The sequence below is a fragment of the Streptomyces sp. NPDC058955 genome, assembly GCF_042741435.1.
Classification (GTDB): Bacteria; Actinomycetota; Actinomycetes; order Streptomycetales; family Streptomycetaceae; genus Streptomyces.
In genome coordinates, this window is the sequence record NZ_JBHYKM010000034.1 from 53681 (window position 1) to 65159 (window position 11479).

An 11479-nucleotide genomic window follows, 5' to 3' on the forward strand; every position below is an offset into this window, starting at 1 on the left:
ATGTCTCCCGGGGGGGGGGGGGCGCCGGCCCGCGGCCCGCGCCCCCCCCCCCCGCCCGCCCCCCCCGCCCCCCCCCCCGCGCCGCCGAACTCGCGCTCCAGGGAGGCGATCTGGTTGGAGCCGAGACCTCGGACACGGCGGCTCTCGGAGATGCCGAGCCGCTCCATGATCTGCTTGGCGCGGACCTTGCCGACGCCGGGAAGGGACTCAAGGAGGGCGGAGACCTTCATCTTGCCGATGACGTCGTTCTCCTGGCCCTGCTTGATGACCTCGTGGAGGGAGGCGCCGGAGTGCTTGAGTCGATTCTTGACCTCGGCCCGCTCCCGGCGAGCCGCGGCGGCCTTTTCGAGCGCGGCTGCGCGCTGTTCAGGGGTAAGGGGCGGAAGAGCCACGCCTACGTCACCTCGGATGTCGATCTGTCGGATACGGACCGGTGAGGGACCTGGTCGACCCACACCAGTGGAGCAACGTCCAACGACGTGACCGTTGGACGTCTGCCCTGCCCCGGAGACTAGCGGGCGTGGCCGCTCCAGTCAGCGAGAACAGCGGAAAAGTCCTGGTCAGCCTCGCTCGACCAGGACTTTTCCGGCATATCGACCCGGATTTCTGCCAAGTTTTCGTCAAGTGGCGCCGTGGGCGGCCGTCCGGGGCCGCCGTCCGCTCCCACCTGCGGGGATGCCGGGACGGCGGCGGGGACGGGTCAGCCGGCGACGGCCGCCCGGATCTCGTCCGCGTAGCGCGCCGCCGCGTCCCGCAGGGCGGACGCGTCCGGTCCGGCGCTCAGCACGCCCCGGCTCACGTTCGGGACGACGTTGCGGACCGCGTCCCCGAAGACGACCGGGAGGTCCGCCGCGGTGGCGCCCTGGGCGCCGATGCCGGGGGCGAGCAGCGGGCCGTTGATGTCGAGGTCGAAGGAGGAGAGGTCGCCGAGGGTGGCGCCGACGACCGCGCCGAAGGAGCCCATGGGGGTCTCCCCCGCGTTCTCCTCGGCGAGGTGGGCGAGCATGGTCGCGCCGATGGTGCGCCCGTCCTCGCGGACGGCCCGCTGGACCTCGCCGCCCTCCGGGTTGGAGGTCAGCGCGAGCACGAAGAGGCCGGCGCCGGACTCGCGGGCCAGGTCGACGGCCGGCTTCAGGGAGCCGTAGCCGAGGTACGGGGAGACCGTGAGGGCGTCGGAGAAGAGCGGGGAGTCCTTCCGGAGGAACGCCTCCGCGTAGGCGGCCATGGTGGAGCCGATGTCGCCGCGCTTGGCGTCCATGACGACCAGGCCGCCCGCGGCGCGCAGGTCGGCGGTGGCGCGCTCCAGGACGGCGATGCCGCGCGAGCCGAAGCGCTCGAAGAAGGCGGCCTGCGGCTTGAAGACGGCGACGGTGTCCGCCAGCGCCTCGACCACGGTGTACGTGAAGCGCTCCAGGCCGGCGATGTCGTCGGCGAGGCCCCAGGAGCCGAGCAGGGAGGCGTGCGGGTCGATGCCGACGCAGAGCGGGCCGCGCTCGTCCATGGCGGAGCGCAGACGGGTGCCGAAGGAGGGGGTCACTGGGCGGCCTTTCGGTGGTCGGCGCCGACGGCCTCGGCGATCGTGGCGTACGGGGAGGCCGCGAGGCGCGCGGCGAGGCCCTTGTGGATGGCGCGGGCGTAGCAGGGGCCCTCGTAGATGAAGGCGCTGTAGCCCTGGATCAGGGTGGCGCCGGCGAGGATCCGCTGCCAGGCGTCCTCGGCGTTCTCGATGCCGCCGACGCCCACCAGGACGATCCGGTCGCCCACGCGCGCGTACAGGCGGCGCAGGACCTCCAGGGAGCGCTCCTTGAGCGGGGCGCCGGAGAGGCCGCCGGTCTCCTGGACGAGGGCCGGGGCGGAGCGCAGGCCGAGGCCCTCGCGGGCGATGGTGGTGTTGGTGGCGATGATGCCGTCCAGGCCGAGCTCGACGGCGAGGTCGGCGACGGCGTCCACGTCCTCGTCGGCGAGGTCGGGGGCGATCTTCACCAGGAGCGGGACGCGGCGGTCGGTGACCGTGCGGTCGGCGGCCTCGCGGACGGCGGTGAGCAGCGGGCGCAGCGACTCGGTGGCCTGGAGGTTGCGCAGGCCGGGGGTGTTCGGCGAGGAGACGTTGACGACGAGGTAGTCGGCGTGGGCGGCGAGCCGCTCGGTGGACTTCACGTAGTCGGCGGCGGCGTCGGCCTCCTCGACGACCTTGGTCTTGCCGATGTTGACGCCGACGACGGTCCTGAAGACCGGCACGCGCGCGTGGAGGCGGGCGGCGACGGCGGCGGAGCCCTCGTTGTTGAAGCCCATGCGGTTGATCAGGGCCCGGTCGGGGACGAGGCGGAAGAGCCGCTTCTTGGGGTTGCCGGGCTGGGCCTCGCCGGTGACCGTGCCGATCTCGACGTGGTCGAAGCCGAGCATGGCCATGCCGTCGATGGCGACGGCGTTCTTGTCGAAGCCGGCGGCGAGGCCGAAGGGGCCGTGCATGCGGAGGCCCAGGGCCTCGGTGCGCAGTTCCTCGTACCGGGGGGCGAGGACGGCGGCGACGAAGGTGCGCAGGACGGGGACGCGGGCGGCCAGCCGGATCCAGCGGAAGGCGAGGTAGTGGGCCTTCTCGGGGTCCATGCGCTTGAAGACGAGCTGGAAGAAGAGCTTGTACATGGTGGTGTCCTCATGAAGAGGGGGACACCGTTTCCGGTGTCCCCCTCGGTGGCTGCTAGTCGCGGGCCGCGGTCAGGTGTTCGGCGTGTTCCTGGAGGGAACGGACGCCGACGTCGCCGTGGTTGAGGGCGTCGATGCCCTGCACGGCCGCGGCGAGCGCCTGCACCGTGGTGAGGCACGGGACGCCGCGGGACACCGCCGCCGTGCGGATCTCGTAGCCGTCGAGGCGGCCGCCGGTGCCGTACGGGGTGTTGACGATCAGGTCGACCTGGCCGTCGTGGATCAGCTGGACGATCGTCTTCTCGCCGTCCGGGCCCTCGCCCTCGCTGAGCTTGCGCACGACGGTGGCGTTGATGCCGTTGCGCTTGAGGACCTCGGCGGTGCCGGAGGTGGCGAGCAGCTCGAAGCCGTGGGCGACCAGCTCGCGGGCCGGGAAGATCATCGAGCGCTTGTCGCGGTTGGCGACCGAGATGAACGCGCGGCCCTTGGTGGGCAGCGGGCCGTAGGCGCCGGCCTGCGACTTGGCGTAGGCGGTGCCGAAGACGGCGTCGATGCCCATGACCTCGCCGGTGGAGCGCATCTCCGGGCCGAGGACGGTGTCCACGCCGCGGCCGTGCACGTCGCGGAAGCGCGACCACGGCATCACGGCCTCCTTGACGGAGATCGGCGCGTCGAGCGGCAGGGTGCCGCCGTCGCCGGTCTTCGGCAGCAGGCCCTCGGCGCGCAGCTCGGCGATGGTCGCGCCCAGCGAGATGCGGGCGGCGGCCTTGGCGAGCGGGACGGCGGTGGCCTTGGAGGTGAAGGGCACGGTCCGGGAGGCGCGCGGGTTGGCCTCCAGGACGTAGAGGATGTCGCCGGCCATGGCGAACTGGATGTTGATCAGGCCGCGGACGCCGACGCCCTTGGCGATGGCCTCGGTGGAGGCGCGCAGCCGCTTGATGTCGAAGCCGCCGAGGGTGATCGGGGGCAGGGCGCAGGCCGAGTCGCCGGAGTGGATGCCGGCCTCCTCGATGTGCTCCATGACGCCGCCGAGGTAGAGCTCGGTGCCGTCGTAGAGGGCGTCGACGTCGATCTCGATGGCGTCGTCGAGGAAGCGGTCGACCAGGACCGGCCGGGTGGGGCTGATCTCGGTGGACTCGGCGATGTACGACTCCAGGCGGGCCTCGTCGTAGACGATCTCCATGCCGCGGCCGCCGAGCACGTACGAGGGGCGGACCAGGACCGGGTAGCCGATCTCGTCGGCGATGGCCTTGGCGCCGGCGAAGGTGGTCGCGGTGCCGTGCTTCGGCGCGGGGAGCCCGGCCTCGGCGAGGACGCGGCCGAAGGCGCCGCGGTCCTCGGCGGCGTGGATGGCCTCCGGGGAGGTGCCGACGACCGGCACGCCGTTGTCCTTGAGCGCCTGCGACAGACCCAGCGGGGTCTGGCCGCCGAGCTGGACGACGACACCGGCGACGGGGCCGGCGAGGGTCTCGGCGTGGACGATCTCCAGCACGTCCTCGAGCGTCAGCGGCTCGAAGTACAGGCGGTCGGAGGTGTCGTAGTCCGTCGAGACGGTCTCCGGGTTGCAGTTGACCATCACGGTCTCGTAGCCGGCGTCGCTCAGGGCGAAGGAGGCGTGGACGCAGGAGTAGTCGAACTCGATGCCCTGGCCGATGCGGTTCGGGCCGGAGCCCAGGATGATCACGGCGGGCTTCTCGCGCGGGGCGACCTCGCTCTCCTCGTCGTACGAGGAGTAGAAGTACGGGGTCCTGGCGGCGAACTCGGCGGCGCAGGTGTCGACCGTCTTGTAGACCGGGCGGACGCCGAGGGCGTGCCGGACCTCGCGGACGACGTCCTCGCGCAGGCCGCGGATCTCGGCGATCTGGGCGTCGGAGAAGCCGTGGCGCTTGGCCTCGGCGAGCAGCTCCGGCTCCAGCTTGTCGGCGCCGGCCAGCTCGTCGGCGATCTCCTTGATCAGGAAGAGCTGGTCGACGAACCACGGGTCGATCTTCGTGGCGTCGAAGACCTCCTCGGGGGTGGCGCCGGCGCGGATGGCCTGCATGACGGTGTTGATGCGGCCGTCGGTCGGGCGGACCGCCTCGCGGAGGAGTTCGGCCTTGTCGCCGGGCTCGCCGGTGAAGGCGAACTGCGAGCCCTTCTTCTCCAGCGAGCGCAGGGCCTTCTGGAGGGCCTCGGGGAAGTTCCGGCCGATGGCCATGGCCTCGCCGACCGACTTCATGGTGGTGGTCAGCGTGGAGTCGGCCGAGGGGAACTTCTCGAAGGCGAAGCGCGGGGCCTTGACCACGACGTAGTCGAGCGTGGGCTCGAAGGAGGCCGGGGTCTGCTCGGTGATGTCGTTCGGGATCTCGTCCAGCGTGTAGCCGACGGCGAGCCGGGCCGCGATCTTGGCGATCGGGAAGCCGGTGGCCTTGGAGGCGAGGGCCGAGGAGCGGGAGACGCGCGGGTTCATCTCGATGACGATCACGCGGCCGTCGTCGGGGTTGACCGCGAACTGGATGTTGCAGCCGCCGGTGTCGACGCCGACCTCGCGGATGATCGCGATGCCGATGTCGCGGAGGATCTGGTACTCGCGGTCGGTGAGCGTCATCGCCGGGGCGACGGTGATGGAGTCGCCGGTGTGGACGCCCATCGGGTCGAAGTTCTCGATGGAGCAGACGACCACGACGTTGTCGTGCTTGTCGCGCATGAGCTCCAGCTCGTACTCCTTCCAGCCGAGGATGGACTCCTCCAGGAGCACCTCGGTGGTCGGGGAGAGCGTGAGGCCCTGGCCGGCGATGCGGCGCAGCTCCTCCTCGTCGTGGGCGAAGCCGGAGCCGGCGCCGCCCATGGTGAAGGAGGGGCGGACGACGACCGGGTAGCCGCCGAGCGTCTCGACGCCCTGGAGGACGTCCTCCATCGAGTGGCAGATGACCGAGCGGGCGGACTCGCCGTGGCCGATCTTGGCGTTGACGGCCTCGACGACGCCCTTGAAGAGGTCGCGGTCCTCGCCCTTGTGGATGGCCTCGACGTTGGCGCCGATCAGCTCGACGCCGTACTTCTCCAGGACGCCCTGCTCGTGCATGGAGATCGCGGTGTTGAGCGCGGTCTGGCCGCCGAGGGTGGGCAGGAGGGCGTCGGGGCGCTCCTTGGCGATGATCTTCTCGACGAACTCGGGGGTGATCGGCTCGACGTAGGTCGCGTCGGCGATCTCCGGGTCGGTCATGATCGTGGCCGGGTTGGAGTTGACCAGGATGACGCGCAGGCCCTCGGCCTTGAGGACGCGGCACGCCTGGGTGCCGGAGTAGTCGAACTCGGCGGCCTGGCCGATGACGATCGGGCCGGAGCCGATGACCAGGACGGACTGGATATCGGTGCGCTTAGGCACGCTCGGCCTCCAGGAGAGAAACGAAGCGGTCGAAGAGGTACGCGGCGTCGTGCGGGCCCGCGGCCGCCTCGGGGTGGTACTGGACGGAGAAGGCCGGCTGGTCGAGCAGCTGGAGGCCCTCCACCACGTTGTCGTTCAGGCAGACGTGGGAGACCTCGGCGCGGCCGAAGGGGGTCTCGGAGACCTTGTCGAGGGGCGCGTCGACGGCGAAGCCGTGGTTGTGCGCGGTGACCTCGACCTTGCCGGTGGTCCGGTCCTGGACGGGCTGGTTGATGCCCCGGTGGCCGTACTTCAGCTTGTAGGTGCCGAAGCCGAGCGCGCGGCCGAGGATCTGGTTGCCGAAGCAGATGCCGAAGAGCGGGGTCCTGCGCTCCAGGACGGCGGTCATGAGCGCGACCGGGCCGTCGGCGGTGGCCGGGTCGCCCGGGCCGTTGGAGAAGAAGACGCCGTCCGGGTGCACCGCGTACACGTCGTCGACGGTGGCGGTGGCGGGCAGCACGTGGACCTCGATGCCGCGCTCGGCCATCCGGTGCGGGGTCATGCCCTTGATGCCGAGGTCGATCGCGGCGACGGTGAACTTCTTCTCACCGATCGCGGGGACGACGTACGCCTCCTTGGTGGCGACCTCCTCGTAGAGGCTGGCGCCCTTCATGTGCGGCTGGGCCTGCACGCGGGCGAGCAGCTCGGCCTCGGGGGCGAGGGCCTCGCCGGAGAAGACGCCGGCGCGCATGGAGCCGCGCTCGCGCAGGTGGCGGGTGAGGGCGCGGGTGTCGATGCCGGAGATGCCGACGACGCCCTGGGCGACCAGCTCGTCGTCGAGGCTGCGCTTGGCGCGCCAGTTCGACGGGATGCGGGCGGGGTCGCGGACCACGTAGCCGGAGACCCAGATGCGGCTCGACTCGTCGTCCTCGTCGTTCCAGCCGGTGTTGCCGATCTGGGGGGCGGTGGCGACAACGATCTGGCGGTCGTACGACGGGTCGGTGAGGGTCTCCTGGTAGCCGGTCATGCCGGTGGAGAACACGGCCTCGCCGAAGGTCTCCCCCACGGCCCCGTAGGCGCGGCCGCGGAAGGTGCGGCCGTCCTCCAGGACGAGTACGGCGGGAGCCTGGGCTCCCCTTGTGGAGGTCGTCATCGTGCGATGCCTTCCGTCGTGTTGATCATGGAGTTGAGGGTCTCGACCCAGGCGGTGTGCTCGGCGGCCCGGTCGGAGCGGAAGCCGGAGTCGAGGAGGGTGGAGCCGTGCTCCCAGGTGACGATCAGGAGCCCGCCCTCGGCGAGGACCTTCCCGGCGATGCCCTTGTCGAGGCGGGCCTCGCGCAGGCCGGCGGCGGGGATCAGGAAGTCGTTCGCCCCGGGGCGGACGACCGAGATCCCGGCCTCGGTGAGCGTGAGCCCGGCGCGGCTGCGGGTGCCGAGGCCGTGGGCGACGATCCGGTCGAGCCACTGTCCGGCGGTGGTGGAGCCGTGGTAGCGCCCGTCCATCGTCAGCTTGGCCTCACCGGGCGCCTCCGGCACCTCGGGGAGCGGCGGGAGGTCCGACTGGAGGCTGCCGCGCCACTTCCAGCCCTGGCGCATGAGCCAGTAGACGAAGGCGACGAAGAGCAGGAGTCCGACGACCCAGCCGATCCGGCCGGCCCAGTCGGTCACCTCTGCCGACTTCTGCTCCGCGGCGAGGGCCGCGCTTGCGATGTGGTGTGTCACGCCAACTTCCCGTCCATGACCGTTGCCCGGCCCCGCAGGAAGGTGTGGGTGACGCGACCCGGCAGCTCACGGCCCTCGTAGGGGGTGTTGCGGCTGCGGGAGGCGAAGTCCGCGGGGTCCACCGTCCCACGGTAAGCCGGATCGACCAGGACCAGGTTCGCGGGCTCACCAGCCGAGACGGGTCGTCCGTGGCCGGTGGCGCGGCCGATGCGGGCCGGGGCGAAGGACATCCGGTCGGCGACGCCGGCCCAGTCGAGGAGGCCGGTCTCCACCATCGTCTGCTGGACGACGGAGAGCGCGGTCTCCAGGCCGACCATGCCCATGGCGGCGGCGGCCCACTCGCAGTCCTTGTCCTCGTGCGGGTGCGGGGCGTGGTCGGTGGCGACGATGTCGATCGTGCCGTCGGCCAGCGCCTCGCGCAGCGCGAGGACGTCCTTCTCGGTGCGCAGCGGCGGGTTGACCTTGTAGACCGGGTCGTAGGTGCGGACCAGCTCGTCCGTGAGGAGGAGGTGGTGCGGGGTGACCTCGGCGGTGACGTCGATGCCGCGGGACTTGGCCCAGCGGACGATCTCGACGGAGCCGGCGGTGGAGAGGTGGCAGATGTGGACGCGGGAGCCGACGTGCTCGGCGAGGAGGACGTCGCGGGCGATGATCGACTCCTCGGCGACGGCCGGCCAGCCGCCGAGGCCCAGCTCGGCGGAGACGACGCCCTCGTTCATCTGGGCGCCCTCGGTGAGGCGGGGCTCCTGGGCGTGCTGGGCGACGACGCCGCCGAACGCCTTCACGTACTCCAGGGCGCGGCGCATGATCACGGCGTCGTCGACGCACTTGCCGTCGTCGGAGAAGACGGTGACGCCGGCGGCGGAGTCGTGCATGGCGCCGAGCTCGGCGAGCTTCTTGCCCTCCAGGCCGACGGTGACGGCGCCGATGGGCTGCACGTCGCAGTAGCCGGCCTCCTTGCCGAGCCGGTAGACCTGCTCGACGACGCCGGCGGTGTCGGCGACGGGGTGGGTGTTGGCCATGGCGAAGACGGCCGTGTAGCCGCCGGAGGCGGCGGCGCGGGTGCCGGTGAGGACGGTCTCGGAGTCCTCGCGGCCGGGCTCGCGCAGGTGGGTGTGGAGGTCGACGAGGCCCGGGAGGAGGACCTGGCCCTCGGCCTCGATCACGGTCGCGCCCTCGGCGGACAGGCCGGTGCCGACCTCGGCGATGGTCTCGCCGTCGATCAGGACGTCCTGCGGCTCGCCGCCCAGCACCTTCGCACCGCGGATCAGGATCTTGCTCATGTTCTTACTTCTCCTCGATGCGGGTGGTGGCGGGGGTGACGGCGGGCTCGGAGCCGCCGAGCAGCAGGTAGAGGACGGCCATCCGGACGGAGACGCCGTTGGCGACCTGCTCGACGACCGTGCAGCGGTCGGAGTCGGCGACCTCGGCGGTGATCTCCATGCCGCGGACCATGGGGCCGGGGTGCATGACGATGGCGTGCTCGGGCATCTTCGCCATCCGGTCGCCGTCGAGCCCGTAGCGGCGCGAGTACTCGCGCTCGGTCGGGAAGAAGGCGGCGTTCATCCGCTCGCGCTGCACACGCAGCATCATCACCGCGTCGGACTTCGGCAGCACGCCGTCGAGGTCGTACGAGACCTCGCAGGGCCAGCTCTCGACGCCGACGGGGACGAGGGTGGGCGGGGCCACCAGGGTGACCTCGGCGCCGAGGGTGTGCAGCAGGTCGACGTTGGAGCGGGCGACCCGGCTGTGCAGGACGTCGCCGACGAGGGTGATCCGCTTGCCGGCCAGGTCCTTGCCGAGGCCGGCGTCGCGGCCGACGAGGCGGCGGCGCATGGTGAAGGCGTCCAGGAGGGCCTGGGTGGGGTGCTGGTGGGTGCCGTCGCCCGCGTTGATGACGGGGGCGTCGATCCAGCCGGAGGTGGCCAGGCGGAAGGGGGCGCCGGAGGCGCTGTGCCGGATGACGACGGCGTCGACGCCCATCGCCTCCAGGGTCTGGGCGGTGTCCTTCAGGGACTCGCCCTTGGAGACGCTGGAGCCCTTGGCCGCGAAGTTGATGACGTCGGCGGAGAGGCGCTTCTCGGCGGCCTCGAAGGAGATCCGGGTCCGGGTGGAGTCCTCGAAGAAGAGGTTGCAGATGGTCCGGCCGCGGAGGGTCGGCAGCTTCTTGATCGGCCGGTCGGCCACCCGGGCCATCTCCTCGGCGGTGTCGAGGATGAGGACGGCGTCGTCGCGGGTGAGGTCGGCGGCCGAGATGAGGTGACGCATCATCGGGGTTTCTCTCCGGGGTGGGGAGGCGTGAGGGCATGCGGGGGCACACGGAGGTGCGGTGGCCCCGCGGGACGGCCGGTCCGGCTAGGAGGCGGACTTGCCACCGAGCAGCACGGTGTCGCGACCGTCCTCCTCGGCGAGCTGGACCTTGACGGTCTCCCGCAGCGACGTGGGGAGGTTCTTGCCGACGTAGTCGGCGCGGATCGGCAGCTCGCGGTGGCCGCGGTCGACGAGGACGGCGAGCTGGACCGCGCGGGGGCGGCCGATGTCGCCGAGGGCGTCGAGGGCGGCACGGATGGTGCGGCCGGAGAAGAGGACGTCGTCGACGAGGACGACGAGGCGGCCGTCGACGCCTTCGCCGGGGATGTCGGTGCGGCCGATGGCGCGCGCCGGCTTCATCCGGAGGTCGTCGCGGTACATGGTGATGTCGAGGGAACCGACCGGGACCTTGGTTCCGGTGATCGATTCGAGCTTCTCGGCCAGCCGGCGGGCGAGGTAGACGCCGCGGGTGGGGATGCCGAGGAGGACCACGTCGCCGGCGCCCTTGGCGCGTTCGACGATCTCGTGGGCGATCCGGGTCAGGACCCGGGCGATGTCGGGGGCCTCGAGAACGGGCCGCGCCTCATCGGTGTGCGCTTGCGTGTCCATGAAGAAAGGACCTCCTTCTCCGCCTCACGGGACGGTCTTTAAAGGACGTCGGATGTACGGCGTCCACTTTAGCAGGGGCACGCGTACGGGCTTTCCCGGGCTCCCCCCTCCCCCGCTCCGACCTGCGGCGGACCGTCCCCCGGGAGGGGGTGGCGAGTCCCTTTCGGCTTGACGGGAAAGAGTAACGCTGCGTAACCTCACAGTGAGTTACCAGCCGCGCGGCGCAGCCGCATGTCGTCACAGCGTCCGGGAGCGTTATGTCCAGCGAATACGCAAAGCAGCTCGGGGCCAAACTCCGCGCCATCCGCACCCAGCAGGGCCTGTCCCTCCACGGGGTGGAGGAGAAGTCCCAGGGCCGCTGGAAGGCCGTCGTGGTCGGTTCGTACGAGCGCGGCGACCGCGCCGTGACCGTGCAGCGTCTGGCCGAGCTGGCGGACTTCTACGGCGTGCCGGTGCAGGAGCTGCTGCCCGGTACGACCCCCGGCGGTGCCGCCGAGCCGCCGCCGAAGCTGGTCCTGGACCTGGAGCGCCTGGCCCACGTCCCGCAGGAGAAGGCCGGCCCGCTCCAGCGCTACGCGGCGACGATCCAGTCGCAGCGCGGCGACTACAACGGCAAGGTGCTGTCGATCCGCCAGGACGACCTGCGCACCCTGGCCGTCATCTACGACCAGTCCCCCTCGGTCCTGACCGAGCAGCTGATCAGCTGGGGCGTGCTCGACGCGGACGCGCGCCGCGCGGTCACCCACGAGGAGAACTGACCTCCTCCGAGCTCCGCATTGCAGAAACGTGCCGCCGGGCCCGTGGACGTCATCCGACGCGACGGGCCCGGGGCTTTTCGTGCGACGCGCCGCC

Annotated in this window: 9 protein-coding genes and 1 pseudogene; 1 reads left to right on the forward strand and 9 read right to left on the reverse strand. The window is 71.6% G+C overall.

The features are described 5' to 3' along the window. Window positions 1-74 precede the first annotated feature (74 nt). The 9 genes and pseudogenes from ACFW1I_RS16040 to pyrR all read right to left on the reverse strand — a co-directional run. Window positions 75-392: pseudogene (locus tag ACFW1I_RS16040) on the reverse strand (integration host factor); the annotation flags it as partial. A gap of 308 nt (window positions 393-700) precedes the next feature. Next, a complete protein-coding gene (gene pyrF / locus ACFW1I_RS16045) occupies window positions 701-1537 on the reverse strand; it encodes an orotidine-5'-phosphate decarboxylase (protein WP_384670160.1) in 837 nt (278 codons plus the stop codon). Further along, window positions 1534-2643 carry a quinone-dependent dihydroorotate dehydrogenase gene (locus ACFW1I_RS16050; protein ID WP_384670162.1) on the reverse strand — a complete coding sequence of 370 codons (1110 nt, stop codon included), beginning with the start codon at window positions 2641-2643 and terminating at the stop codon, window positions 1534-1536. Before ACFW1I_RS16050 ends, pyrF begins: the two co-directional genes overlap by 4 nt. 55 nt (window positions 2644-2698) lie before the next feature. Continuing rightward, window positions 2699-6007 carry a carbamoyl-phosphate synthase large subunit gene (gene carB, locus ACFW1I_RS16055; protein WP_384670163.1) on the reverse strand — a complete coding sequence of 1103 codons (3309 nt, stop codon included), beginning with the start codon at window positions 6005-6007 and terminating at the stop codon, window positions 2699-2701. After that, window positions 6000-7139 (reverse strand): glutamine-hydrolyzing carbamoyl-phosphate synthase small subunit, encoded by a 1140-nt coding sequence (carA, locus tag ACFW1I_RS16060; protein WP_384670164.1) that lies wholly within the window; start codon window positions 7137-7139, stop codon window positions 6000-6002. The genes carB and carA overlap by 8 nt, the downstream gene beginning before the upstream one ends. Then, a complete protein-coding gene (locus ACFW1I_RS16065) occupies window positions 7136-7708 on the reverse strand; it encodes a hypothetical protein (RefSeq protein ID WP_384670165.1) in 573 nt (190 codons plus the stop codon). The genes carA and ACFW1I_RS16065 overlap by 4 nt, the downstream gene beginning before the upstream one ends. Next, window positions 7705-8991, reverse strand: a complete 1287-nt coding sequence (locus tag ACFW1I_RS16070; protein WP_384670166.1) for a dihydroorotase — start codon at window positions 8989-8991, stop codon at window positions 7705-7707. Before ACFW1I_RS16070 ends, ACFW1I_RS16065 begins: the two co-directional genes overlap by 4 nt. 4 nt (window positions 8992-8995) lie before the next feature. Beyond that, on the reverse strand, window positions 8996-9979 hold the full coding sequence (locus ACFW1I_RS16075) for an aspartate carbamoyltransferase catalytic subunit (protein ID WP_384670168.1): 984 nt from the start codon (window positions 9977-9979) through the stop codon (window positions 8996-8998). Window positions 9980-10063: 84 nt separating this feature from the next. Then, a complete protein-coding gene (pyrR, locus tag ACFW1I_RS16080) occupies window positions 10064-10627 on the reverse strand; it encodes a bifunctional pyr operon transcriptional regulator/uracil phosphoribosyltransferase PyrR (protein WP_384670170.1) in 564 nt (187 codons plus the stop codon). A 257-nt stretch (window positions 10628-10884) separates the two neighbouring features. On the opposite strand from pyrR, the gene bldD reads away from it, so the two are divergent. Next, window positions 10885-11385, forward strand: a complete 501-nt coding sequence (bldD, locus tag ACFW1I_RS16085; RefSeq protein ID WP_169092716.1) for a transcriptional regulator BldD — start codon at window positions 10885-10887, stop codon at window positions 11383-11385. Window positions 11386-11479 lie beyond the last annotated feature (94 nt).